This is a genomic window from Ruegeria sp. ABF4_144 (assembly GCF_056160045.1).
In genome coordinates this window covers 68,887-95,763 of sequence record NZ_JBSWWK010000003.1, presented here as the reverse complement: position 1 = coordinate 95,763, position 26,877 = coordinate 68,887, and the positions used below count along the sequence as shown (strand labels likewise).

Annotated in this window: 20 protein-coding genes; 9 read left to right on the top strand and 11 right to left on the bottom strand. The window is 54.0% G+C overall.

Features of this window, described 5'->3' with window-relative positions; genetic code table 11:
* Position 1: 1 nt before the first annotated feature.
* The 3 genes from ACXAGD_RS20890 to ACXAGD_RS20880 all read right to left on the bottom strand — a co-directional run bounded on the left by ACXAGD_RS20890 (position 2) and on the right by ACXAGD_RS20880 (position 10,514).
* Positions 2-8,197 (bottom strand): cadherin-like domain-containing protein, encoded by an 8,196-nt coding sequence (locus ACXAGD_RS20890; protein ID WP_475213668.1) that lies wholly within the window; start codon positions 8,195-8,197, stop codon positions 2-4.
* A gap of 722 nt (positions 8,198-8,919) precedes the next feature.
* Complete coding sequence (locus ACXAGD_RS20885; RefSeq protein WP_475213666.1) at positions 8,920-10,137, bottom strand: HlyD family secretion protein; 1,218 nt, start codon at positions 10,135-10,137, stop codon at positions 8,920-8,922.
* Positions 10,134-10,514 (bottom strand): hypothetical protein, encoded by a 381-nt coding sequence (locus tag ACXAGD_RS20880; protein ID WP_475213664.1) that lies wholly within the window; start codon positions 10,512-10,514, stop codon positions 10,134-10,136. Before ACXAGD_RS20880 ends, ACXAGD_RS20885 begins: the two co-directional genes overlap by 4 nt.
* A 394-nt stretch (positions 10,515-10,908) precedes the next feature.
* On the opposite strand from ACXAGD_RS20880, the gene ACXAGD_RS20875 reads away from it, so the two are divergent.
* The 7 genes from ACXAGD_RS20875 to ACXAGD_RS20845 all read left to right on the top strand — a co-directional run bounded on the left by ACXAGD_RS20875 (position 10,909) and on the right by ACXAGD_RS20845 (position 16,334).
* Positions 10,909-11,916, top strand: a complete 1,008-nt coding sequence (locus tag ACXAGD_RS20875; RefSeq protein ID WP_475213661.1) for a helix-turn-helix domain-containing protein — start codon at positions 10,909-10,911, stop codon at positions 11,914-11,916.
* A 152-nt stretch (positions 11,917-12,068) separates the two neighbouring features.
* Positions 12,069-12,359 carry a hypothetical protein gene (locus ACXAGD_RS20870; protein WP_475213658.1) on the top strand — a complete coding sequence of 97 codons (291 nt, stop codon included), beginning with the start codon at positions 12,069-12,071 and terminating at the stop codon, positions 12,357-12,359.
* A gap of 424 nt (positions 12,360-12,783) precedes the next feature.
* Positions 12,784-14,166: a cytochrome ubiquinol oxidase subunit I gene (locus ACXAGD_RS20865; RefSeq protein WP_475213656.1), complete on the top strand. Its 1,383-nt coding sequence runs from the start codon at positions 12,784-12,786 to the stop codon at positions 14,164-14,166.
* Entirely contained in the window at positions 14,166-15,167 is a 1,002-nt protein-coding gene (gene cydB / locus ACXAGD_RS20860) for a cytochrome d ubiquinol oxidase subunit II (protein ID WP_475213654.1), read from the top strand. Before ACXAGD_RS20865 ends, cydB begins: the two co-directional genes overlap by 1 nt.
* Positions 15,164-15,265: a DUF2474 family protein gene (locus ACXAGD_RS20855; RefSeq protein WP_475213652.1), complete on the top strand. Its 102-nt coding sequence runs from the start codon at positions 15,164-15,166 to the stop codon at positions 15,263-15,265. Before cydB ends, ACXAGD_RS20855 begins: the two co-directional genes overlap by 4 nt.
* Before the next feature lie 150 nt (positions 15,266-15,415).
* Complete coding sequence (locus ACXAGD_RS20850) at positions 15,416-15,985, top strand: hypothetical protein (RefSeq protein WP_475213650.1); 570 nt, start codon at positions 15,416-15,418, stop codon at positions 15,983-15,985.
* Between the two features lie 4 nt (positions 15,986-15,989).
* Entirely contained in the window at positions 15,990-16,334 is a 345-nt protein-coding gene (locus ACXAGD_RS20845) for a hypothetical protein (protein ID WP_475213648.1), read from the top strand.
* A 75-nt stretch (positions 16,335-16,409) separates the two neighbouring features.
* Here the strand turns inward: ACXAGD_RS20845 and ACXAGD_RS20840 are convergent, their stop codons facing one another.
* Both ACXAGD_RS20840 and ACXAGD_RS20835 read right to left on the bottom strand, forming a co-directional pair.
* The gene (locus ACXAGD_RS20840; RefSeq protein WP_475213646.1) at positions 16,410-17,057 is read right to left on the bottom strand and encodes a glycine-rich domain-containing protein; all 648 of its coding nucleotides are present in this window, start codon (positions 17,055-17,057) and stop codon (positions 16,410-16,412) included.
* A 296-nt stretch (positions 17,058-17,353) separates the two neighbouring features.
* On the bottom strand, positions 17,354-17,905 hold the full coding sequence (locus ACXAGD_RS20835; protein ID WP_475213645.1) for a hypothetical protein: 552 nt from the start codon (positions 17,903-17,905) through the stop codon (positions 17,354-17,356).
* A gap of 364 nt (positions 17,906-18,269) precedes the next feature.
* Here ACXAGD_RS20835 and ACXAGD_RS20830 point away from each other — a divergent pair, with 364 nt between their 5' ends.
* Entirely contained in the window at positions 18,270-19,304 is a 1,035-nt protein-coding gene (locus ACXAGD_RS20830; RefSeq protein ID WP_475213643.1) for an AraC family transcriptional regulator, read from the top strand.
* A 53-nt stretch (positions 19,305-19,357) separates the two neighbouring features.
* Here ACXAGD_RS20830 and ACXAGD_RS20825 read toward each other — a convergent pair whose 3' ends face one another.
* From ACXAGD_RS20825 to ACXAGD_RS20800, 6 genes are all read right to left on the bottom strand, one after another.
* Entirely contained in the window at positions 19,358-19,543 is a 186-nt protein-coding gene (locus tag ACXAGD_RS20825; protein ID WP_475213641.1) for a hypothetical protein, read from the bottom strand.
* A 70-nt stretch (positions 19,544-19,613) separates the two neighbouring features.
* The gene (locus tag ACXAGD_RS20820; RefSeq protein WP_475213639.1) at positions 19,614-19,937 is read right to left on the bottom strand and encodes a hypothetical protein; all 324 of its coding nucleotides are present in this window, start codon (positions 19,935-19,937) and stop codon (positions 19,614-19,616) included.
* Positions 19,938-20,096: 159 nt separating this feature from the next.
* Positions 20,097-21,089 (bottom strand): autotransporter outer membrane beta-barrel domain-containing protein, encoded by a 993-nt coding sequence (locus ACXAGD_RS20815; RefSeq protein ID WP_475213637.1) that lies wholly within the window; start codon positions 21,087-21,089, stop codon positions 20,097-20,099.
* 313 nt (positions 21,090-21,402) lie between these two features.
* Complete coding sequence (locus tag ACXAGD_RS20810; RefSeq protein WP_475213635.1) at positions 21,403-21,741, bottom strand: hypothetical protein; 339 nt, start codon at positions 21,739-21,741, stop codon at positions 21,403-21,405.
* 608 nt (positions 21,742-22,349) lie between these two features.
* Entirely contained in the window at positions 22,350-23,936 is a 1,587-nt protein-coding gene (locus ACXAGD_RS20805) for an ABC transporter substrate-binding protein (protein WP_475213633.1), read from the bottom strand.
* Positions 23,937-23,973: 37 nt separating this feature from the next.
* The gene (locus ACXAGD_RS20800) at positions 23,974-25,500 is read right to left on the bottom strand and encodes a sulfatase family protein (protein ID WP_475213631.1); all 1,527 of its coding nucleotides are present in this window, start codon (positions 25,498-25,500) and stop codon (positions 23,974-23,976) included.
* A 73-nt stretch (positions 25,501-25,573) separates the two neighbouring features.
* Here ACXAGD_RS20800 and ACXAGD_RS20795 point away from each other — a divergent pair, with 73 nt between their 5' ends.
* Positions 25,574-26,503 (top strand): LysR family transcriptional regulator, encoded by a 930-nt coding sequence (locus ACXAGD_RS20795; protein ID WP_475213629.1) that lies wholly within the window; start codon positions 25,574-25,576, stop codon positions 26,501-26,503.
* Positions 26,504-26,877: the final 374 nt, after the last annotated feature.

Here is a 26,877-nt window from a genome sequence, read left to right as displayed (position 1 = left end):
ATCAGATCACCGCTGTTTGCTGTGCACCATCTGCATCGTTGAAAATCACCTCGACCTCGGCCGAAAAACCACCCCCGGCCGCATTGACCGTGGCCACCAATGTGCCAGATACATCCAATTCTCCGCTGGCGTTGTCGTAAGTGACTACAGAGCCAAGATCGGCCTCATCAACGTTCACCAAAGCCGTAAGGTCGATCTGGTCACCTCCAACCGGACCTTCGTAATCGGTAATGACGTCGGATAGGGTCAAGTCGGTCATCACAAAAATGTCTGCCCCTGCCCCGCCTTCAAGTGTATCTGCCCCTGCCCCGCCGGTCAGCGTGTCATTCCCGGCGCTGCCTATGGCCCAGTCGTTTCCTTCCCCAAGATCGACGCTGTATCCTTCTGTCGACCCGGAGAGATTAATAAAATCGTCCCCGCCCAACAGGTTAAAGCCTTCAATCTCGGCATAGGGTGACGTAGCCGACCAAACGACGCCGTCGTTCCCGGAGGTGCCCGTTGCAATATCGTTACCGCCCACTGATCCGGTCACATCGTCCAGCAGGTCGCGAGATGCGCCGCTCGGGTCCGTGATGGTGGCACCTGTCACCTCCATTTGTAGCGTGTCGATATCCAAATTAGCCGTCGCTTCGGCACTGGCAGGAGGTGTTCCGTCATCCACGATATCGTAGTTTAGCACGGGCGTTCCGACATAGCCGTCCGGAACAGTGATCTGCACACCACCAGCCTGCACATCTATCGTCACGTTGGTTGGATCATCCGATGTGACATTCGCGATGCTCAGGGCGTCCATATCACTTGCGTTTGCCAGCAACTCAACGTTGGTGATGAAAAACGACGACTCGGTGGAGGAGATGTCCACTGGCCCCGACACATCAGGCTGGTCATTCACATCAATACTGAACGGCACAGGCGAAGACGATCCATGGTTTGTCGTGGCGACAACTGAACCTTCGACGGCGCCAGCAAAGTCGCCCGGCAGAAGGATCGTCACCGCCGCAACAAGAGCCGCAAATTCTGCCGACGTCAGTGCGCCACGAGTCAACGTCAACGTCTGCCGATCAGAGGAAAGCACCCCATCTGACGCAGTAGTGCCGTCGGGCAACGGAGCGTCGAAGGTAACCACAACCTCATCCAAAGTCTCCAGACCCAGCGTTCCTGTCACTTCTGCATCAATACCAAGCTCTATCTCAATTGGCGTACCAGTCTGCGCAACGGCGTCAGGGTCTGGGTCGACGGTCAGGTCCAGATCAAGCGACGGTGTGATCGTCAGATCCAGTTCTGCCGGGGCTGAGGTCTCGCTATCCGAGAACCCTCCGATCAAGGCTGTATCAGTGGTGACCGCAGCAACTTCCAGCGTAAGGTCGCCCGCAAAGTCTTCTTGCGGTTCAAAGGTTACAACGCCATTTGGAACGAAGGTCGGTGTGCCGCCACCAGATGCATCTGCAACCCCAGCCAGTGTCACCACACCACCAACTGCAGGTTGGGCCACACCATCCAGAAGAATTATTCCGCCGGGAGGTACGGTGATCTCGAACGTCATCGTCTCATGCGGATCCGGCGTAGTGCCTGAGATATCGAGCGTATAGACCGTCGCATCGTCCTCGACCCCGGTATCTGGTGTGATCGAGGCGGTTACTGTCGGCACATCCGCGTCAGGACGAACCTTCACAATAAAATCCACCGATCCAGTGTTACTGTCAGAATTCGCCACCTCAAGTGTATTGACGGTCAGGGTCAGCGGGATTTCGTCCGGAATAGTGGAATCCAAACTATCAGGTGTGCGGCCATGCTCATCCCGAAGCACAAACTGCACTTGTTCGAACGCCTCTTCCGATATCGTGTAGGTCCCGTCACCATTGTTGATGAATCCGCTGGGCGGCCCCGTGACGATTAGGTAGTCTGGAACGCCGGACAAAACCAACGTGACCACTTCAGAACCATCTTGATCAGGAGAACCCGCATCCACAACACTGCCGAGTGTAAAGGGAATGTCCTCGATGATTGTGATAACCGGGGTCGGGCCACTCAGATCAACATATGGATCCCCGGTGTCGGGGTCCGTTGGTGTCTGATCAAAATCGAATATCGGGTCATCTGCGACCGGAATGATCGTCAGGGTCTGCGTGATCGTGCTGGACAATGTCGAGCCATCGAGATCTTCTGAAGTTGCACTCACGGTATATTCGAGCGGACCGCTATAGTGCTCGTTTGCTGTGATCTGCAGCGTCGGCAACTGGTCTGCGGTGACCGTATATTCAATTAGCCCGCCGCCAACCGGTGTGCCTATTAGCGGGTTACCATCCCCATCAAGCAACTGGCCACCATTCGTGCCATCCACCTGGATGGTGATATTGCCTACAGGCCGTTCGCCCGGATCAATTCCGCGGATTTCGATATTCGGTGTAAAGGCCGTGTCTTCTAGAACGGAATCTGACCCAAGAACAACAATTTCGGGGCCATCAACAACCGGGTTGATGGTAATCGCAAATGATCCGGTGGCGTCGGTGGTCGTGCCGCAGGTGGAATTGACCAGAATCATAGAATAATCGAGCGAATTCAGCCCATCATAAGGGTCATCCGTTCCAAAGGTTTCGTCGGCCGGGAACGGATCAGGACTGGACTCGTGTTCGGGCGGGGTGAACAAGATTGAGCCAGCTGTCAGGGTAGGATCATCCGGATCAACACCCAACACACTCAGGTCAATTGCGTATTGGCCAGTGACCGGATCGAACAACACAGCTCCGGGCGGGTCACTGCTGAGAGTCGAGCCCTCTGGCAGATCAATTCCCAGACCAAAGCTGCCTGTCACCCCATTGGGCAAGTTCACCAGATCGTCGATACTGTCATAGAAACCCGGGACCGGGGTTATTTGAATCTGAAAGGCGATTTCAGTGTCTTCATCACCACTTCCGACCAACTCGAGCGTGGGTAATGGTAGCTTTTGGTCATCCTCACAATCACCGCCACTGCCGCCATCGGGTATAACGACAATGCTGATCTCTTCAGAAACCGCGGCGCCTCCGGGCAAGTCATCGATTTCCTGGATGATCTCAGCGGCCGTCAAACCTGTCAAACCAGACAAGTCAGCGTCATCTTCAGTGACGATGGCCGTGAACGTTAGGTTATAATAAGTGACTTCGGTTACACCGGTTGGAACAAATTGCAGATTTGCCAATTGGCTTTCGGTTACCAAATAGCTTTCACCGGTAGCATCGAGCGGCGTCGCATTGGCGAAGCTTGTCGCGGGATCGACACCCGTAATCAGGTAGTAGATCGTTTCCGATCCATCAAAATCCGCTCCGGGGTCACCTTCCGGCACCAAAATTTCTGTCATCACACCAGTCAGCGGGGTGACGTCGGTGGTAAATGTCTCATCTTGCTGGTCGCTGATGACGCCGGTTTGAATGACAGTGTCTTGCAGGCGGCTGTCCAGCAGAAACGGACCGCTTGAAAAACCGGCATAGCCGTAAATCAGTTCGGAATTCGGGCGCTCGTCCGTCGTTCCTCCGGGGTTAAACTCGCCATCGATCACGCCAGAATAAGCCGTTTCATCCTGCGTGGTGATAATTGGGTCATCCGCAACACCGGTTACCGTCAGAGTCGCGGTTCCTGTTGCAAGTTGGACTTGTGTCGGATCAAGCGTTTCGAAGTAAACCAGCGAAACGTCGAACACAAAATCTTCGTTGCTGTCGGGACCCGGCAGGACCCACAGATTGGATGCCTGTGCAACGGTCAGCTCCAGACTACCAGTTGGTCCAGCAAACACCGGGAACAGTTCGATCGAAGCAGGATCACCGGGAGGGCCGTCAAAGAATTGCGGTACGCGTCCTCCAGAATCCGGAATGATATTGCTTACCACAACGATGTCGAGAATAGCCTCAGGTGACTCCGGCGAGTTCGTTGGATTGTCGATCAGGTTCCCGTCAATCGGAAAAAACACTGCTGTATCTTCAGCAGTCGTGTAGCTTTCACTCGGATCTCCGCCATCAACAACGGGATCGATATAGAGCTGGTTGGCAAGCGGGGTGACACGCGTGCCTCCGCCGTCCGCCTCGGTTGTGACTACCTCGATGGTCGCGCTTACGGGCCCGGCAAAGTGCAATGGGATGCCGCGTACCTCGGCCCCCTCCCAGCCGCCATTCTCGAGGCTCCAAGTGTTGAACCCCGGCGGTGTATTCACCTCGGTCAGCAGTGCAAGAACTTTAGGTCCGCCCGGATTGTCAGGGTCCGGTACATAGATTGTGACTCCGGCCGGTACACTTCTAAGCACGACCGCAGTGACTTCTTCGCTGCCATCCTGGTCTTGAATGATCGGCTCGAATGGGATTTGCCAGACACCGCCGGCGGCGTCGATTTCAGCTTCATTACCTTCAGGTAAAGTCAGGATGACAGCTATGTTGTTGACTGGGTCGACGTCGACATCAAATGTTGCGTCCGACACCTGATCGTCAGTGGTGACCGTATTTTCGTCCTGTGTGGTTAGGGTGACTGTCAGATCATTTCCAAAGAAGTCTCCAGCCGAAGAAAACGGGTCTGTGTTTTCGCGATCAACGTCATAGTCTTCGTAAAGAGTCGGGGTGAGCTGAATGGAGCCTTCGAAACTGGTCACATCCGGTACAAAGGTGATTGTAATTTCACCAGTACCGGAATCGTAAGTCGCGGTTTCAATCTTGGCCAGCTCCGCCGGGTTCAGAGGTGACGTACCATCAGCCGAGAAAAAGGCAGACGCGTCCACTGTATCACCGGTCAGAAAATCCGCGATCCAGTCGGTTGGCACATTGGCGACAACCAACGTGCTTATTTCTTCAGAGCCATCAGTATCCGGAGTTTCTGCATTTAGCCCTACAAACAGGCTGACCTGCCCGGGACCCGAGCCATCGTCAGTGCTTTCCAGCAGCGTGAGTATCTCAGCCCCACTGATCGAACCATCCTCGACACTGGCGGAAACCGAAGTCGGGCTGTCCGCTGCAACTTCGTCAGCGGTCAGTACAAAAACGGAAGCAGTCAGATCCGCCTCAGCAAGAGGATTAACGGTTTGGGTGATCTGGAACGCGCCGGTGTTGAAATTGTCCGTCAGATCGTCTTCAACATCGCCGGTTGTTGTTTCGTTCCAAGCCAGTGTGCCATCCAATGTCAGAACGCCACTGAAATGCTGGGGAACGACAGTTTCCAAAGACTCCAATGCTGCCGAGAACTGCGCTTGTGTCGCACCAGCAGCCGGGGTCAGGCTGTATGATACGCTGTTCGCCGTTGATCCTGTTTGCGTAATGATCACAAAGCCTGCCAAGGCCGGGTCACTGACGCGTAGTTCAAGCTGATTTGTATCCGACGGATCAAAAACATCACTTGCGGTGGCAACGCTGATGGTCAAATCCATCGCCGAGATCGTCTCGGACCCATCGTTGTCTTCTAAGGCGGTGCCTGAGATATCGACCTCAATCCGACGCCTGCCGTTCCGGTTTTCGTTAACACTGATGTCGTTCGTGGCCACGTCCAACCCATCCACGATCGCATCGACATCGACATCCACACTGTCTGTTGCGGTTTGTGTGTCTGACGGTAATGGTGGCGCCTGATCCAAAGAGGTCACAATGGCCGTCAGTTCGTCGCCTACTATTGTTTCGACGTCTCGGTCGTCATTGGGCAGCGGTGTCAATCGAATGGCCCCATCGAACTCAGTAACGCCGTTGATCAAAATGATCGTCAGGGTCGTACCCGCAATCGTTGCCGAAGCGATTTGATCCGCACCCTGTTCGAACAAAGCCGGATCAACAATACCGCCTGCATCGGCAACCCAACCCATCGGGATGTTTTCAATCACGATCTGCGTCAGCGCTTCAGATCCATCCTGATCCGGCGTGCCGGCGTCGATGAGCAGAAGGAAAGACGTATCTTCGTCCACCAGATAGTTGTCCGGGCCGCGCTCATCCACATTTGGGGTACTGTCGTCTACCGATAGAAAAATTGTTGGTTCAGCAACGGGCGTGACGTTCAGATCAAAGCTTTCGGTTGCAACTGTTGGGTCACCTTCATCGGTGTCCACGGTGATGGTGATGGAAATCACCCCGGAATAATGCGTAGGCAAGCTTGTGACTGCCAAAGACTGCAAGGTTGCCAGATCGCCCGTCCACTGTGCACTACCTGCGTTCAGCACGGTCCCATCGCTCAAGACGGTATCACCGGCTGGCAGGTTGGCGAAATCCAGCGTGATCGACGTTATTGATTCTGATCCGTCGATATCGGTGATGGTCACATCCAGATTCAGCGGGATTGGATCCCCCAGATCTTCAATTACCGTGATATCCTCCGAGGTAATTTCGACATCCTGTTCGGAATTCACGGTGATCGTGAATGTGCCGGTTTCAATACCGTCATCTGGGCCGGTATCCATTTCGCCCGCCAAAATTGCTTCGTCGGTCGTGAAAGTTGCGCTGCCGGTCAGCGGCGTGGATGTCGAAAAGTCATCGGGGAGCCGGATGACAAGGCCCTGATATTGCGCAAAAGTCAGCCCGTTCAGGGTAAATACCGGACCAACCGGAGCGGTCTGGAAAGTCGCGCCGCCGTCCGTGGAATATTCCACGCCAGCAGGCAGTCCGTTAATCGCCACATCTACAGATGCAATGGTTTCAGACCCGTCAATATCCGTCGCCTGCCCTGTTACTGCATCAGCCAGGCGCACATCCAGAGGCGTCGATGGTGTACTGTCTTCATCCGTATCGCCCGGGGCATCGTTTTCATCGAGGGTAATCGTACCCGGACCGGAAAGCTGCAAATCACCTTCGGCACCGATATCAACAACCCGCGTCGCCGTAACCGTTCCGTCATTCGGTGTATCAATTGCCGCTGAAACGTCCTCGTCAGTCTGAATACTCAGCGTCAGGGTAAGCGGCAGGTCTTGTGCAACGCCGAGATCCGTGCGGTTTTCCGTTGAAAAATCGGTGGGCAGGGTCAATTCCAGCCCATCATATGCGGCTTGAATATCAGCCACCTGATCTGCAGTCATCGAGATCGTCAGAGTCGTTGAACCATTTGGCGATGGCGTCACCATCGCGACTGCCCCGACGGGTACAACCAAACCGAGGCTGGCAATCGTCGACCCGGCCGGCAGTCCCTCGATGATCAATTCCAACGCCTCATAGTCCTCAGAGCCGTCTATATCGGTTACCTGAGGTGCCAATAAATCAGACGGCCTGACTGTAGTAGGAGCGTCCGTTTCGTCCACGACGGTGTCTGGCCCAGTATCATCAATGACGGCATCTCCCTCGGCAAACACCACGATCGGAAATTCCAATTGCGACGTCCCGAGGAACGTCGTCTCGATCGCAATCGTTGCCTGCAACGGACCTGTGGGTGCGTCGTTTCGGCTTGTTGTCGAAAAGTCCGTCGGGAAAGTCAGAACCAGCGCATTAAAATCTGCTTCGCTGCCCGAAAAGCTTAACGTCGCCACGCCTCCGGCATTGATTATCTGGCCGAAATTAGTCGTTGTTCCAGACGGCAAACCTGTGATTTGCAATGTAACTTGGCTGACAGATTCACCGATGTCGGCTTGCTCTAGGTTAAACTCGATAAACGAAGCGGGGCGCAGGTCTACAGGCGCGTCCGTTTCAAAAGCGATTGGTAACCCTGTCAACTCTATGGTGTTGTCGCCGGGTTCGGGAACGCCATCGTCGTCATCTTCCAGAAGGTTTTCGCCAAATAAGCGTCTATCCAGCCTCAGTTCCGAAGGATACTCGGTGGGCGGCAGCAGTGGGTTGTATTCCAGACCAGTAAGTGGGTCGCCGACACGTACAGGCTCCTGCTCTCCTGTGCCGGGCCGTGCATCCCCCAAATCCAGCATCTGATCGAGGGTTAGCTGAGGGATATCACCTATTTGATCCCACTCGCCCAGTGCCTCAACTGAAGCGGTCAGTGCCTTGGCAGAAACCGGGACGTCATCAAATTGAACAACATAGGTGTTCTCGGCACCTGCCAGCAAAACTACGATCTGACCGTCAGGTGCGATCAGAAACAGATCACCGTCAACAACCGCGTAGCGATTGGGGGCGAAGTCATTAGGCAGGTTGACTGCGGACAGCCCGTCCGTGTCGATCACTAGTTGAAACAGCTCAGGTGTATTGGCCAGTGCAGAGGCCAATTGCCCAGGCGTTACTGCATCAGGAAAACGGTGCACTTGGTCAATCGTATCTCTTGCCACTGCTTTTTCCTAACCGAAAACGTACTACTCAACTTGAATACGTTAACACTCCATTAGGAATTGCCAACCCCGTGCAATCGGCCGGTGATTATTCTCAAAGTGCAGTCTTTGACTTGTTTAAAAGTAGATCGCCCCAAAATCCTTCGAGTTTTAGTCTGTGGCCTAGGGCCTCTTCCATTTACTAAGCTGTTTGAAATGCTCACTATTTGACTCCGGACTTGCCAGAATCGGCGAACTAATTCGTTCTGAAAAACAGTCTGTTGCAGAGGTCTGCCTTCGATTCATCTGCGTAATCGCTTCGCATTTGCGGCGAACCTTGGCCCCCTGCCTTGCATTCAACACCACTTTGTCGGGAATCGTAGTAATAGCCGGCTAAGTTCATTGTTTGCTCCGGCTCGAGCTCGAATCTAAGTTCTTGCACCGAAAGCGCCCTGCCCCAACGCTTCTAATGTACGCCTTTGATTGAAAGCAGAACCGTTCGGCTTTTTAGAGTGTTTTTGGTCAGATCGTGAGTTTTCGGCGTACTGCGATCGAAGAAGCGCGGTAAGGCCGTTCCATTGGCGTGATGCTGCGAGGGTTTGGTTGCGCCGTAAATGCGACACTAGAAAAGACGCCCAAAGGCGCGCAGCCGAGCTGGATTGATTTCATCAGGACATTTAGCAGAAACGGCTCCCAAAAATCATTGGGAGCCGTGTTTATTGAATAGCTGGACCTTTGGGAAGTCAGGCGTGTCCACCACCGATCAAACCGATGCCCGAAGTCAGACCGAACCAGGCTTTGACCCGCAGACCAACCGCCTTGATGATACCCATTGCCTGGATCCCGTGGGCGACAAGTGTGCCTTCCATTTCACCTTCAAAACTGGTGGTGTAGGATTGGACGATGCAGCCACTTCCTGGCACCAGAAGATCGCGGTGCTCTGGGTGTACGAGGTCAAGATGGACGACGATCTGACCCCGTTTCGCCTTTTCACTAGGCTCGATCAGTCGACCGCTGGGCGCAAGCTGCCCGGAAGAAATCGACTCCTGAATACGGACGATCCTTGCCGGAAGAACGGTATTGCGCATCGAGATGTTGAAGTTACTTTCGCAAGCCACTTCTGCCGCCATACCTTCGTACAGTTCAGTGCGAGAAACTTGTGAAAAACCAGCAACGATACGTCCACGCTCTGCATCTTTCCGATCCGGTACAATTAGCATGGCGGGGCTCATCGCGGCTTGTGCTGCGCGCGAACCGACGTTCAGAGTGACTTGTTCAACCACGCCGTCGACAGAGCTGGTCGTCAGCGTCTTTGAAAGTTCCACCTGAGCTTGCTTCAACGACGCGCGCGCCGATGCAAGTTGGGCTGGCAGAACAGCAGTCGCTTGGACTTGTGCCACACCAAGTTGCGTTTCAGCTGCCTCAACCTCTGCTTCCCGAGTGCTCAAGGTTGCCTGGGCACGTTCGAGCTGGCTCACTTGAAATGCAGCGGAACCCTTTGCTTGAAGTGCCTCGTGATCCATAAGCACCAGTTCGGCCTGTTCTCTGGCAGTAGTCGCGGCATCCAGCACGGCCTGCGCAGTCTGGACTTGCAACTCAGCTGCCAGTTTCGCGCTTTCAATTTCCTCGACTTTGCGCGTCGCGAAATCTACTGCGGCTTGTTCAGACGCATTCTCGACAGCAAACAGCGGATCGCCCGGTTCCACATGATCACCGCCTTTGACATAAATATCGGTCACCGTTCCACCATTCTCGGCGACGACTGGAACAGTTCTGAAGGGCACAAGGCCAGTGTAGGACTTGGGATAGTAATAAAATACCGCAAAGAACACGATCAGTGCCAAGACGAACCACATGAACAGCGCCCGGTGAACGTTGTATAGGGTAACCGGTAGCCCGCGCCATTTCAGATAGATCACGCGCAGGACAAACGGAAAAGATGTGACTAGAAGCTCAATCATTTTACCAACTCCTCTTGCGAAGGGCGCCACCACAACATGAAGTCGCGGGCGATTGCGGTTAGGATCAGGGCGCCTGGCAGCAGAATGCTGAAGTGGCTGAGTGCAGGCATCAGTTCATAAGCCAGCGCTACGGTTAGCATCACCGGGATGGTTGTACGCAGCGGGGTGCCTTTTGATTTGTGCTCGGTGTAACGCTCAAAACGCGCATAGAGGTGTACGACCAGTAGGATCGCAAGGAAGAGAACAACCAGGCCGACCCAGGCATAGGTATCGGTCTGATTGGGCGCGACCCACCATCTGGGGTCGCCGCCAGCGGCGAAGGCAGGAGTTGAGATGACGCCAAGCAAGGGCGCCATCAGGAACGCGGGTGGTTTCATGTTTTTGGTCCTTTGGTTCGCAGCCACGCTGCGGAAGAAGATTGATGACTTTGAGAACGTCAGTTCTCGGTTGGTTGTTGCGATGGCTCTGAGGGCTGCTTCGACGGCCCGTAAGGAGGGTCCCAGCGACGCCCGTTCGGTGAATTCTCGCCAAGCGACGATGCGTGCAGGCCTTGAACACTGCCGCCGGACCATTCCTGTCTGGCGGAGTCGTGGATTGCTTTAAAAACGCGGTAGTACCTTGCGAAGTAGATCATTGCGTTGTCCTTTCTGATGACCCGGACTTAACCGTCATCGGCTCAGCGATCCTGAGGGTTCTGGACATTTGTTATTGCCTTCTGGACAATTGCGGTGACTGCAGGAGGTTGCGTGCTAGTCAGAGGAGGACGCAAAAGTGCCACGCATCAGCGCTTACAGGCTGCAAAATGTCGGGCTGCGTTATGGGCAAGAACCCGGAGCGCGCGTTCCGTTTCCTGAGGTCCTGGAAATGGCGGGAGCACCCTCTGATATCGTCGACAGCCCCGACGCAACTGTCGAGCTGCTGCATGAAGCAGGCGCAGTTGAAACCGCCTGTCGCGTTTTGGACGACAAAACCTTTGCTGCTCGGGTTGGGCTTTCAGCGCAAGGTCCCGGAACGCTTCTGGCTTACATCGTGCGGGCGGCTGAAACGGTCGAGGACGCGCTGACATTGACTCAGCGGTTTTACGCAATGCAAGACCCCGACCTGCGTCTGGATGTAGTGGGGGCACCCGACCAGCCAAAGATCACTCTGGAGAGCAGCGTAATCCCGGCGCATCAATATCCTCGCCATCGCGAAATGCTGATATTCGGTCTTTATAAACGAGTTCAACAAATCACCTCTGGCGGGCTTGCCCCGATCTCTATCGACTTGGAAACAGACGATGCCGATCATTGCCAATTGCTGGGAGATTTGGCGGGATGTGAAGTCGCAGGCTTCAAGTCCGGATACGCCTTGGCTCTGCCCCCAAACGGCATGAGTTTTCGTATACCAACGGCAGACCCCACTTTGCTGGGGCATTTACGTAGGCACGGAGAAGAGCAACTGAAGGCTCAACCTGATGCAGTCCGAAGCCTGTCCGACCGTATTGTGGATATGCTCGGGGACCGTCTTCCCGGACCGATACCAAACGGCGACGATATAGCCGAAGAGCTTGGACTGACCCGACGCACTATGACCCGGCACCTGTCGGCCGAGGGAACAAGCTTTAAAGCACTGTTGGAAGGGGTGTTGTGCGACCTGTCCAAGCGGATGCTTCGTAGTGGCGAGGGTGTTGCGCGCGTTGCCTTCATGCTTGGGTTTGCAGATCAGGCCGCCTTTTCAGTGGCGTTCAAGCGATGGACAGGTGAAACTCCCGCCAAGTTTCGTAAAGCTGGCCGCTAGGAGACCTTCCACGTGCAGCGTGCGGGGGCGGAAGATGTCCAAGATCAACAAAACCTTGTCCCGTCTCCAAAAGAAACCAGGCCTTCGGGTCACCTAGTTCAATGGCACACAGCAGCCGCAGTGGTTGCTAACCCAGAACAAGGATGAACCCTATGAAGACCTCAAAAAAAATCTTTATCGCCCCGATCTCCGGCGCACTTCTGATCACCATGGCAGCCACAGCTCAGGCTGATTACGTCACCGACAAAGCGATTAAAGGCGCAGTCGTCGGCGCAACTGTCGCGGGCATTGCTGGCGAAAGCATCGTAGGTGGCGCTGCCGCTGGTGCCGCAGTTGGAGCCGTCGGCGGTGCAATCCAGAAGGACAATTTCGAAGATGCGCAGGACGAAGCACAAGAGCGTCGCGACGACTTCAAGGAAGAGCACAAGGACTGGAACGACTAAAAATTGACCGCCAGAGAAACAGAAGAAGGAGGAAACGTAGCCAAACAAACCTGACCGGTCAGCAAAAGGCCCATTGGCCCTGCGCTGCTAGCATCCAGACGCAACTTGACTGACCGTCCCCCGCACAGAACTCGCACAGTTTCTGATAGGTTGCCATCCAGCTCTCAAACGAGCCGGGTGGCACCTTTGTTTTGAGCCCTTGAACGCAACTGTTTCATGAAGGCGCGGTTCCAAATTTCAGTCTCAGCCCTGCCCAACACGAGCCGGGAATTGTCCAAAACCCAAAAACAACCGTCCAGAACCCAAACGACAGGAATAGGCACCAATCCCAAATCTGGCTCATCCGAATGACATCGACGGGCCGGCAACAGACGTATCTCTGGTGACTGCCGCGCTTTGCAATCCAACGCCAGAGAGGACGGCAATGAACCTACTAGCAAACTTTGACGCAGAGACCCTGGCACGCATACAGTTTGCCTTTACTGTGTCTTTTCACATCATCTTCCCGGCATTTTCTATCGGCTTGGCAAGCTTCCTGGCCTTTCTCAATGGCCTTTGGCTGTGGCGTAAGGACAAGGTTTACCTCAACCTTTTCAACTACTGGAAAAAGATCTTCGCCGTTGGTTTTGCGATGGGTGTCGTGTCCGGCATTGTGATGTCTTACCAATTCGGCACGAACTGGAGCACGTTCTCGGATACCGCAGGCCCTGTAATCGGGCCCTTGATGGCCTATGAGGTCATGACCGCCTTCTTCCTTGAAGCAGGTTTCCTTGGCATCATGCTCTTTGGTCGTGAACGCGTCGGTCCCGGTTTGCACATGGCGGCTACGGCGATGGTTGCGCTAGGTACGCTGATATCAGCTACGTGGATCCTGTCCGTCAATTCCTGGATGCAGACCCCAGCCGGGTTTGACATCAACGAGTTGGGGCAATTCATCCCCGTGGATTGGTTGTCGATTATCTTCAATCCGTCCTTTCCCTACCGCCTGACACACATGGTCCTTGCCGCCTATCTCACCACTGCCTTCGTAGTGGCCGGGGTTGCGGCATGGCACTTGCTACGTCGCAATCGCACGGCCGAGGTGACCCGCATGTTCTCGATGGCGATGTGGATAGCCGTTCTGGTCACGCCTCTGCAGATCGTTGCGGGCGACCTACATGGTTTGAACACGCTGGAGCATCAGCCGCAGAAAGTTATGGCGATGGAGGGTCACTTCGACAGCCACCCCGAAGGTGCACCATTGATCCTGTTCGGCCTTCCAAACGAGGATGACAAGCGCGTGGACTACGCCATCGCGATTCCGAAACTATCATCGCTGATACTGAAACATGACCTGAACGCTCCGATTGACGGGCTGGACACTATTCCCGACGACGATGAACCCCCTGTCGCGATCGTTTTCTACAGCTTCCGCATCATGCTCGCTATCGGATTTGCCATGCTGGGCATCGGCCTGTGGTCGCTTGTTCAGAGGGTTCGCGGTCGCATCGACGAAGATCGTTGGTTGCACCGGACATCTGTTCTGTTGGCGCCCAGTGGGTTTGTAGCGGTGTTGGCCGGTTGGATCACCACCGAAGTGGGGCGCCAGCCGTACACGGTGTACGGGCTGATGCGGACATCCGACTCCCTTTCACAAGTGGATGCGTCTGCAGTTGCGGCGTCTCTGATCGCCTTCATCGTTGTGTATTTCGCTGTGTTCGGAGCAGGCACCTTTTACATGTTGCGCCTCATGGGCATGCCTCCCGCGGAAGGTCTCCAGGAAAATCACAAACCTATTGAAATCTCTACCTTGGCGGAGGCAGCGTAATGCTTGAACTCTCGACAATCTGGGCGGGCATCATTGCCTTTGCCGTTCTGACCTATGTGGTCCTGGACGGTTTCGATCTTGGAATTGGCATCCTCTTTCCATTCGCAAAAACTGACAAAGATCGCGATGTTATGATGAATTCGGTCACACCGGTATGGGACGGGAACGAGACCTGGCTGGTCATGGGGGGCGGAGGTTTGTTCGCTGTTTTCCCGCTGGCCTATTCTGTGGTTATGCCCGCGATCTACATGCCCGTCATCATTATGCTGCTTGCGCTTGTTTTCCGTGGTGTTGCCTTCGAATACCGGTGGCGAACGGTGCGCGGGCGATGGCTGTGGGATATCGCGTTTCACGGAGGCTCAACCGTAGCTGCCTTCTGCCAAGGCATCACGCTTGGCGCGCTGGTCCAGGGCATCCCGATCGAAGATCGGCTGTACGCAGGTGCACAGTGGGATTGGCTGACCCCGTTTTCTGTTCTGACGGGTGTGGCCTTGGTGATCGGGTATGCCTTGCTGGGAGCGACCTGGCTCAATATGAAAACCAAGGGCGAGATACAGCGCCGGATGCGTTCTTACGCCCGACCGCTGATGCTTATGACGCTTGCTTTGATCGGCCTTGTTAGTCTTTTGACCCCATTCCAAGACCCGATCTATCTGATCAGATGGTTTTCGTGGCCCGGTGTCGTCTTCTCTGTACTGGTGCCGGCTATAGTAACTGTCATTGCATGGATGCTTGATCGCGGCCTGAGGGAACAGCGAGACGATCAACCCTTCTTCTGCGCCATTGCTTTGTTCGTCGTCTGCTTCATCGGCATAGGGATCAGCTTCTATCCCTATATGCTACCCCCAAGCCTCACGATTGCTGAAGCCGCCGCACCGGACAGCAGTTTGGCTTTCGCACTGGTTGGGGCCGTCATTCTGCTGCCTGTGATCCTGGGTTACACCGCCTACACGTACTGGGTTTTCCGCGGGAAGATCGACCCAGAGGAGAGCTACCATTGAAACTGCTAAAGCAAGTTTTCTGGTTCGGTGCGATCTGGTTCAGCAGCGTTTTGTGCCTCGCCACTGTCGCTTACGTAATCAGGTTGTTCATCACCTGAAATGGGAAGGACACCAATGCTTGCCCGTCGGCATGTCCCTGTCGCGCAAACACTGGTCCAAGCGCTGAAAAAAGCCACGATCCGGACCGCCAGATTCCCAAAAAACGGCTGGCTGTGTCGTTTCAGATTTAACAATTCAAGGGGGCTGCAATGCTTTCTAATCCAAAACCAATGTCCATGCAGATGGATCAGATTGATCCGGCTCTGCCCAATCCACCTAAGCGAAAATACCGGGGCGGCAGCCGCTCATCCGACAAGTTGCCAAAACTGTTCACAGGGCTCCTTGCTGCAGGGCTTGCAACATTCGTTCTGTTGCCCTTCACCCTGGCCCTCACCGGGGTTGTCACGAAAGATCTGTCCCCTATAGTGGACAAGTTTCTAGCCCTACTCTCTACACTTGCCTTTTTCTCTTCCACAGCCGCAATAGTGCTGAAAGGGCCAACCCTGCAGGCCGTCCTCGGGCGAGGATTGGCCTCTGTCGGTACAGCGCTAATCATTTCGCCCTTGGGGCTCTCGATCCTGTTCGCACTATACCTGCAAGACTGGGTATCGATCATAGCAGACACGTCTATGGAGCAGGCGGGTAGAACAGCGATATCCCTGTTTGGCGGTGTCTTCGTTGCAAATGCTCTCGCAATGGGATTGGCGTTTGGATGTTTATCTCTGCTACTTGGGACTAGGCTAATGCAAAATTGTTCAAAACCAATCGGTTCGCCGTAAGCGAGTGAGCTTCCGCATTCGGCTCGGTGCCGTCATCCGTTCAAACATTACCAATGCCAACAGTACGGACGAAACAGACCCTGAGGTCATTCGCATACATGGCCGCTTGGAGGCGCGAAAAGCTGTTCTGGCGGAAGGTGCGGCAAGTCGCCCCCCATCATGTCGGTGTTTAGCCCATGTATTTGTTGAAAAATTCGATCATCGTTTCGGAATGCTCACCGAAGAAATTTTAACCTTGGAAGCGGCAGGTATCGTCGTCTTCAATCCAATGGAGCTTCTTTTCCGGCTTGCAGCTTTCTCCAAAGCGATCCGCAATCAAAAGACACAAGATCACGATTGCAGAGGGTAAGAACCGAGCACGTAGCTGACGCCATGACTGGGGTGCGGTACAGGGCAAATTCCATCAGATTGAGTGCTTAGCGGTTCAATCGCCGCAACCGCCGCCATCTCCGGAGCCACAGTCACCTGCATCCTCGTCAGCGAAAGGATCGTTACTTTCAAAAATCAGAGTTAGTTCACCCTTGGTACTCAGGCTTTTGAGTGTGGCTCCGAAAACGAAGAGTGGTACGCTAAGCCAAAGCGCCCCAAACAAAAGATCACCACTTTGAACGATAGAACTTGCGCCGACGCAAATGAACACCGACAAGAAGATCAGCAACAAGACAGCTCCAGCTCTGTCTTTGAGCTTCCAAACACCTTTTGGAGGTGTGCCAAATAGGTCCTTGTACGCGTTAATGGTGGCTTTGTAGTCATCCAGGTGCTGAGGGCCTTGACCTCCAGGATTGTGGTGAACCTGTTTGCCCAGCTTTTTACAAAAGACGTCCCAATAATCGCGACTGTGCTGCATGTGCAGATGCCACACCAGATCTACCGCCTTTGAGGGAACGTTGCGCGCTGGCCGTGTGGCACAAAGATACATAAACTTCTGATATTCGGTGATTGCCACGCTTGCGGTGTCGCGAGAGATGCTGTTTTCGGCCATAAGTTGCTCAATGAATGGCTTGCCTGCAGCATCATCAGGCATTTTGTGCGTTTTGATCAGCTCCCATAGCTGAGTATTGAGAGAGGTCATCGGAGCCTCCTATGTTTTCTCTTTTCTGCAATCTTTGATTAACGCTTGAATATGACAGGTTTGTGACACCTGCGAAAACTCACTTGTAAGAAGAGACCAGAGGCGGTCCTCATGCAATTCGATAGTTGATGAGGAAGATGGTCTCAGCATCTTCGCACGCCCTGCGTGGTGCTGCCCCAGCTCTCAAGGACGATTAGCAGGCATTCGTCATAAACTAAACTTAGGCCACCTCTTTTACATGGTGGCCTTTCAGTTTTGCAGTGAAGCAGTTACCGGTAATGTATCGCAGGCGGGCCTCATCCTACCCAATTGTAGAATGCGTAGCATTCAATTGGGCTAAGGTTGCCACGGGGGCAAAAGATATCATATGCAATTTCTAGATAACCCTCGACGATAACCCCATAGCCCACGGCTACAAGGAACAAGGAACCAATGAGGTATCGACCATCTTCTTCAACTTGGCCTGGCAGCTGGCCCTCTTGATTTGCTCCCCAAGTCAGGCGAATACCGTCCTCCATTGCGTATCCACCAGTATCAGTTCCGATCACATCAAGATCAGAAAAATCCCAGCTCCAACTCGGGCTTATTGCGGGATATTGCGGAGTGGCAGACAGATTGTTCAGCCCTTTATTACGCTTTGAGGGAAGGTCAAAGTTAATACCTGACGATTTAGTGGTTTGGAGGTTATCGGCCATTCCATGAGCGTGATTGAATTTTTGCGACGCTGAAGAGTAAACTTTGTGCGCAAACCCGCGTTGGCCAGTCTCACGCAACGGACCAGCCGTGGACGTTCCGGCACTCAGGATAATGGCGAATGCGGTGACGTATGTAATCAATGTCTTTTTCATTTCTTGGTCCCTTTTTGTTGAGCGTATTTGATGCGCTGTATGTGGGACCAACCTGGCAATATGCGGCTCAAGTTGATTGCGCTGAAACGCCAGGGTTTTGAGAAAAGACCTCAACTTATCCCTCGCTCGCGATGCCTTCCGTAACACGAGCGGCCAGAGACAAGTGAAACCGGACTAGCAGTCAGGCTTAGATAGCCCGCGATTGCAACTGCGTTTCAGGCACTGGTAACAAGTGCTAGCAGCCGAAACTGCCGAACAGCGGCCAAACGATTGCTTGGCATAGTTTTTAAACCCTGTCTATTATCGCACAAAACCTAAGACGCTTCGGGTTCACCGGGGGTTATTTCACGGGCAACGTATCAACATGAACGAAAATGAATCTGGTTCCGATGGCCAATCCTGGAGTGTTCCGGGTTTCGGGGCGCATCACATAGCCAAGCTTCTGGACAACCGCGGCTCAGATATCATTGCGCTGCTAAGATCCGCCAATCTGCCCGTTGATATTCACGAAAACCCGCCGAATTTTATTGATGTTCGCAACGAACTCCGACTTCTTGAGCTTGCGATTGAGGAGACCGGAGATCCTCTGTTTGCGATATCGGCGGGCAAAACCTTCAACCCCAGAAAGACAACCCTTCTCAGCTACGTCGTCTTGAACTCGCCGACCGTTGGTGAGGCAATCGAGAAAGCAGTGAACTATGCGCGCTTGGCCCGAGGCTTTGCCAAACTGTCCTTCTATGAAGATGAGCGTGGCATGTTTTTAGAGATAGATTCCATCGCTCAGGTGATGCGTGCTGATGGAGCTCATAACGAGTTTCGAATTTCCGCATTCCTAACCAGTTTTCAGATTGCAGCCGAAACGCCCCTGCCAGTGCTTGAGATACGGTTTCCGCATGAATTGACTGAAGAAAAGCGCTCTCAAATATCCGATGCTTTGTCGGTCAATGTCAAACAGGGCCAACGCGTTCCGGGTATCCTGTTTGACAAGGCAGTGATGCACATTCCGATCAAGGATACGGATCCTGCGTTGCTGTTGCACCTAGAAACGCATGTGCAAAATCTGATGAAGGAGCTGGCGCCAACCATCGGTGAAACAAGTTCCCTGGTGCAGGGCGAAATAACATCGCGACTGTCCTTTAGTGCGCCAGCGCAAGATGAAATCGCAAACACGCTTGGGATGAGCGTCAGTACACTTGGACGCAAGCTTGCGAAAGAAGGCACGACCTACAAACAGCTGCTAAAGGACACTCGGCACAGGTTGGCCGAGCAATACCTGGATGACCCCAAACTCAGCCTTTCCGAGATTGCATTCGCGCTTGGTTATTCGGATCAGGCCGCGTTCACCAACGCCTACAAGACTTGGACCGGTCAATCGCCGGGGAGTGCTCGGGCGGGTTAATGTGCCTGTCGGCGAACGGTCCTTTCAGGCACCCCTGTTAAGCTTTTGCAGGTCTAGGACCAGGCGTCCGAGCAAGAGTCGCAGTCGCCGGAGTTCGAATGCTCGGCGTTCACATGAAAGCCAGAGCTGGCAGCATTGGCGGTTTGTTGAGTGTTTTCACTCAACGGGTGCGCGATGGACATTCCAGCACTTGCGGCAATCGCGAGAGCGGTCGCGAATGGGATCATAACCTTTTTCATTTGTTGGCTCCTTTCAATTGTGCGCATCCGGCGCACTCGGTTTGTAAGCGACGGAAAAGCTTCCCGTGCATCAATAGCAGGGCGAATATTTGCTGTGGTGGTCATGGGGAGGAATTTCGGAGCATTTTTGATCTCCCGAACTCACACCCAGTTCAAACTTTCTGTCGATTGCCGCCTCGGGGTTTTCCTTAACTGCGCTCCAGCTTGAACTGACCGTTCCGGCTACGGGAAACTCGTTTCCGATGTTGTGGTGAAATTCAACATGCTCACCTAGGTTGGGATGAGACAAGCCGCCGGCGAATGCTCCATGGCCTATCGCCGGGCGGGCCAAGGATGTTCCAGCACTCAGAAGAAGGGCGAAAACGGTGACAGATGCGATCAGTGCCTTATTCATTATCTAATCCCTCTCGGTTGCGCGTTTTCAAAACGCTGTGTGTGAAACCAATCTGCCAATCTGCGGCTCAGATTTATTGCGCTGGCACGTCAAGGTTTTGAGAAAAGACATCAAGCTGACGCCTGAAACCCCTCGGTTTCAGATCAAACGCCTGACGCCTTAGAACTGGATCTCAAAGCCGATGTCCCAGCCAATGCTGTAGTCATCCGAGCTGCTTCCCAATCCGGTTTCACTGGTAATCTCAGCATAGAGTTGCGCGTAATCCGACAGAGGGACATTGCCGCCTAAGGTCAGGGCCGCTGTGTTCTGACCTCGCTCGGTGAACACTGTATTTTGACCAAAAACAACCGAGGCCGCGTTGTCGAATGTATGGTAGAAGTCTATTTGACCATACAGCTTCGAATTGCTCGCAAAAGCATGTTCAGCGCGCAGGCCGACCCGGGCCGTCAACGTGTCACCATCCACTAGGGATCCGGTCCGACCACCATCAACCGGATCAGGGACATCATCCATGTCGATATCGCTGTACATAACTTGCACTTGCGGGATGAGTGTCCATTCGTTCAGCAGCATGAACGACTTGCCCACTTCAACAGATATCTCATACCCGTTACCGTCGGCATCGACCGCGGCGCCGCCGTTAGGGCGTATCTCGCCGTCGAAATACCCATATCGAAACTGCCCGTCGACATAGAACAGACTGTCCGCCAACCAAAGCGCGCTAAGTGTAGCATCATAAGAGTTGACCGAGATATTGGCGCTGGCCAGGCTGCTGCCTACATCCGATGACAGGCTGCTGATGCCGAACTCCAGACCGCCAAACACCTGTCCGCCTGCGACGTCACCCAAAGGCAAATTTGCACCATAACGCAGACTGCCGCTGTTTGCCGTCATCTCTCCTTCACCGACGTCGTAGCTGTCGCGTTCGCCATCGGCCTCAACCCAGAACACTGGTCCTGCGTTTTTTGTCAACTCAGTCAGCGCCCGGCTTGCGGTGACGGCATTGGAACCGCTGCTTTGCGTCTCAGTGCGTGCTGTTGAAATATATAAACCAATACCCGGTCTAAACCCGCTTAGGCCGTTACTTGGTGGACCGGCCACGGACGTTCCAGCACTCAAAAAAAGTGCGAAAACTGTTGTGGGTGCAACCATGACCTTTTTCATCTTTTTGCGCCTTTCAGCCAAACGAGTTTGTTACGCTGTGTGTGCAATCAATCTGGCAATCTGCGGCTCAGATTGATTGCGCTGTCACGTCAAGGCTTTGAGAAAAGGCTTCAATCTAGCGCCCGCTCACACTTTTTTGCAGAGGGACGTTCGCTGTCGATTAAAGGAAGTTGCGCCCCCTCGAACCTGAATAGGCTGAAGTTGACAAGCGCAGCCGAGCCCCAGAGCTAACAGCCGGGGCTCGAGCTAGATATCGCTACGTCTTGTTTCTCCGGGCTGGCTTACCTGGATCGACACACTGCTACCGGTAGTTCATCCAGATCTGTTGATTTGACAGGTTAAAACCCGACGTCTTACCAAAAACCCAAGTGTAGTTACCATTTTCCTCAATTGGGACGAATACAACACTGGGGAACTCCGAGCTCCAATTGGTGCCAGCCGAACCATAGGCGTAATCTGGTTTGGCGGCGTCAACTATCGCATTCGCCTTTTTAGTGATGTAGCTACCTCTCTGAATGGACTTGTAAACCTCCTGCTTGTAACCGCGCTGGCTGTTGTCACGCAGCGGACCCGCCGTAGACATTCCAGCACTCAGAACAATTGCGAACGCGGTGACGGATGAAATCAGTGTCTTTTTCATTTCTTGGTCCCTTTTGGTTGAGCGCGTCTGTTACGCTGTGTGTGAGACCAAACTGGCAATCTGCGGTTCAGATTTATTGCGCTGACACGTCAAGGTTTTGAGAAAAGGCTTCAAGTCGGCACCCGTTTGCTTCCTCTGCCTCAATGGGACGAAGTTGGATACGCTGGCTTCGCGACAACCGTCCACGAAACTCAGTAGATGGAAGCTATAAACTGGCAAACAGCTGACATTGGGACAAGAAGCAGCAGTAAACAGAATGCGCCTTTCTAGGCCGCGAAGGCAGCGCAGCGTTTTGTCAAAAAAGCTCTAGTAGATGTCGGTTGCCGATTTGGGAGGGCATGGCGGATCGGATGATCAGCTGTGGAAACACTAAATTTGCCTTCCGTTCGCGTGCTCTGCCCGCCTGGAACTAAGGCCGGATCGAACAGAGGCGACCATTGAAACCAAAATACGTCTGGGCGATCCGAGTGCGACTTGAATTGGCCCAGAACCAACGCGGTTCAACACGCACCACTTCTATTTGGAACGTGGGTTCAGTTCGAAAATGAACAGGCGCAGTTCACGAGAAGAGCTGCGCCTGTTTTTGGTCAACATCGATGACCGCGCGTTTAAGCGGCAACCCACATTTTCAGGGGCGCACGGAAATCCATCAGGTCAAAGCCTTTGTGATCTTCGACCCAACCGTCGATCCGATCCGAAGTTGCACCGACAAAGTCGTTGAACATCGGGCAGATCAGGCCTCCGTCATCACGGATCAAGGCCGAGGCTTCTGCGTACATTTCCTTGCGCTTCGCGTCATCCAGCTCGGCGCGGGCCGCGATTACAATTTGGTCAAAACGCTCGTTAAAGAACCGGGTATCGTTCCAATCCGCTGTGGACAAATAGGCTGTGGACAGCATTTGGTCCTGAACCGGACGGCCACCCCAGTAGCTGGTGCAGAAGGGTTGCTTGTTCCAAACTTCGGACCAGTAGCCGTCATTGGGCTCGCGCTTCACGTCCAGCGTGATACCCGCGGCGGCTGCGGACTGCTGGAACAACGCGGCCGCATCCAATGCGCCGGGGAACGAGTTCTCAGACGACCGAAGCGTGACTGGCCCGCTATGACCCGATTTCTTGAAATGGAACGCTGCCTTGTCCGGGTCGTATTCCCGCTGTTCGAACTCTGTTGCTATGGGATAAGAGCCGTTGATGGGTGTGTCATTGCCCACAGAGCCGTAGCCGAAGAGAATCTTGTCCACCATTTCCTGACGATTGATGGCGTATTTCAAGGCCATACGCAGATCATGGTTGTCGAACGGCGCGGTGTTGACGTGCATGATAAACACGTAGTGCCCTGCACCTGAGGTAGAACGAACTGTGATACCGGGCGCGCGGTCGACAAGGCGTGCAGTACGGGGTGGCACACGGTCAATCATGTCAACCTGACCGGATTGCAAGGCCGCGACGCGTGCGGTGTTGTCGTTGATGACAATCACTTCGATTGTGCCGGCATGGCCAATATTGTCATCCCAATGGTTGGGGTTCTGTTCAGCCACGAAACGCACACCCATATCGGCGGCTTTCAAAACGTAGGGGCCAGTGCCGATTGCGGCAGCAGGGTCTTCTTTTCCGCCACCGGGCTGAATGACGAGGTGGTAATCTGAAAGCAGATATGGAAGGTCCGCATTGGGCGCGTCCAGCTCGACGATGAACAAGTCGCCATCTGTCCGCATATTCGCGATCCCACGCAACAAGCCCAACGCCCCGGATTTGGTCTCTTCGTTCGAGTGTCGGTCGATGGTCTGCAGAACATCCTCGGCGGTGACAGGCTGACCGTTTGAGAAGGTGATTCCGTCGCGGATCTTGAACGTCCATGTTTTTGCGTCGGCAGAAGCCTCAAAGCTTTCTGCCACCTTGGGCTCAAGGCCGCCATCAGGTGCAAGTGCCAAGAGTGTCTCACCCCACAGGCGAGCGACCATATTTGCGGTTGAGTTTGCGGCAGTCGCAGGATCAAGGCTGTCGGTCGTGCCACCGCCCTGGATACCAACGCGAATGGTACCGCCTTTCTGTGGACCGGCAGCTTTGACGGCTGATGACATCGCCAGATTGGCCGTTGCCGCTGCCAGACCCAAGGCAGACGCTTTCCCAAGAAATTCACGGCGGGACACTTGGCCCAGGGCCGCCTGTTTTGCTAGATATTTGATTTGTTCGTTCATGGTGATTTCCCCGTTGTCGTTTGAGAGCGTAGATTTGTTAGTAGGTTGCAAGTGACACTCCGCCTGCATCTGCGGCCGGCGGAAAGCGCTGTGACAGTCTTTCAATGATCTCGTCACGCGTGCCGCGATACTCTTCTTTGAAGTAGAGGTTGACGTGTTCACCCGGATCGTTGTGCAGGTCGAACATCTCGCCCCAATCCGGGTTTTGGGGGTAGATCGTGACGCGCCATTCGTCTGTCATCACCGTCTGATTGTAGGTGTCCATACGTGTGCGTGGGTGATACTCAGCAAAAAGCTCGCGCCGTCCCGGCCCGTCTGTCTGCGTCATCAGGTGAGCGAAAGAGGTCCCTTCGGTCGGATGGCGCTCTAGTCCCAAGTAATCCTGCAGGGTCGCGCGCAAATCCAGATGGCTGGTCGTCCCGTGGCGTTCACCAGGTTCGATACCTGGGCCTGCGACGATCAGCGGAACCTGCAAGAGCGATCTGTAGGGGCTGGGGCCCTTTCGGATTAGCCCATGGTCGCCCAGCAGTTCCCCGTGATCCGAGGTGAAAATGACGACCGTGTCTTCAAGAAGCCCCTGTTGCTCGGCCTGTGTGATGATCCGCCCGACACAATCGTCAATCATCGAGATCATGCCATTGGTATAAGCGATCGCACGGCGAATGGAGTCATCCGAGAATTTCGATGTAGTTTGCAGAAATCCTTGCTCGCGCGGAGGGCCCGGATCGCGCAGAAAATCTACATAGCTCTTGTTTTTTTCCTCATTGTCGCCGTCGCGCAGGAAAGACGGCATCGCTGCTAGCTCATTCGGAATATGCGCGGGCATCGGCATGTCTGCTGGATCGTACATGTCGCACCATGGCGCGGGGGGAGAGAACGGGTGGTGCGGATCGGGGAAGGAGACAAACAGAAAGAACGGGTCTGACCCATCACTTTCAGTCAGGAATTCGCAAGCCCGATCTGTGATCCAGGAATTGTAGTGCAAATCGAAAGGAATGGCGGACTTCCAAACTTCGTCGATATCCCCGGATTGCGGTTCAAGCGCGTTTTCAGGCAGATAGAGGTCAGCTGCCCCCGGCGCAACAGACTCCAGCCAACGGGCATAGTGCCCACCTTCAGTTGCGCTAACGGATTCTCCGATCAGCATGTCGACCGTGTCAAACCCGTAAAAGGGGCCGCGCCATCCCTCGCTTTCTGGCAAGTCCCAAAAAGCGTTTGAGTCCGGCATAAGATGCTCTGGCCCGGCCAGAATGGGTTGGAAATGGAATTTTCCGACCCCATGGGTCTTATACCCCACGGCCTGAAAATCATGGGTGATCAGTTGCAGATCCTCTGGCAGCGCAACTCCGTTACGTGTCAGACCGTGCGACCTTGCGTATTGACCACTGAACAACGTGGACCGGCTTGGTGAGCAGATTTGATGCGGTGTGAAATGCTTGGTAAAGAGAGCGCCCCGCTGGGCCATCGCATCTATATTCGGTGTCCGGACATGTTCATTGCCGGTGCAACCCAGACTGTTCGCCCGTTGCTGGTCCGTCATAATCAAAATGACATTTTTCTTCATTCTTCGCACTGCCCCCCGAAACAACGGGACGGTACCACGGGCATTACATTTGAAATAATACTATCTGTTTCGTATGATATTTGTTAACCGAATACCTATGCTTACCCACAATCAACTCAAAGTCTTTTCAGCGATCATGCAAACCGGCTCTGTTTCCGCCGCTGGTCGCAGGTTGAATTTGTCACAACCTAGCGTCAGTCGGCTTTTGTCGGATCTCGAACGGGAATTCGGCGTGCCCTTGTTTCGTCGCCGAAGCAAGGGTGTGACACCGCTCCCAGAAGCCGAGGAATTCTATCAAGAGGTTGAACGCAACTTTCTGGCGCTCGCAAACCTGGACGAAATCGCCACTCAGATCGCTCGGAAGGATCGCGGTTCCTTGTCCATCGCTACAATAACCGCTGCGTCTCTGGACATCGTGCCTCAGGCCTTGAAGCGGTTGAACATAGCGGAAAAGAACATCAGGCTCGACTGGCGAGTGCGGTCTTCAAATTGGATACTGGACTACGCTCGTTTTGGCGCGATGAGAACAGGTTTCGCCTATGTTTCGCGCTCGTTGAAAGAAATGAACATCTTATACGAGGGGAGCTTGCCCCATGTTTGTTTTGTTCCCGAAGGTCATCCCTTGTCTTCAGATCAGGGGGCGCTGACGCTGGATCAGATGGCACCCTATCAGATTATCGGGCTGCGCAACGAAGTTGAGAGCGCATTGTCCCTTAGCGAACTACCAGTAGGTGAGCACCCGCCAGTGACTGTGGAAACATCTTTAGCTGCACTCACTCTCTGCAAAACTTGTGGTGGGTTGCCCGTCGTGGATGCGTTTACGGCTTGTCACTGGTTGCAGGGGAACAAGGGGCAGCCGCGGATCGTCAAAGACCTTCCTCTCTATCGGTTTACTGTTGTCGAACCCATTGGCGTCAACGCTTCGCAGATCGACAGGGATTTTCAGGACTGCTTGATCCAAGAGATCGAACGCGTTGTTTTGTGGACCAAACGGCTCCGTTAATAAAACGAAAGCGATCATTGAAGTTCAGACATCCAAGGATAGTCCAGCATTGGTCACTCCGGGTTCTTTCCCACTATTTCCGCAACTTTTCGCAGCGCTGGCTTACGGCCCATTCCGATCCTTCACGGTACGGTCGAGCGTTGCGGCGCAGCGTCAACTGTCCGGTCTTTGGCTGCGGCCGCTTGATCCTGGCCCCGTTAAGCTCACCGTCTGCGGACAAAATAAGCTCCGACCACAAGCTGAAAGACATAGAGAGGAAAGTGATCCGATATCATCGCCTTCGCAGCGCAGGTTATTTACCAGCTATGGTGCCGTGGCCTAGAGTTCGGAGGAGATTGATCGTCTAGGTTATTAACTCGTAGACGACTTTAACC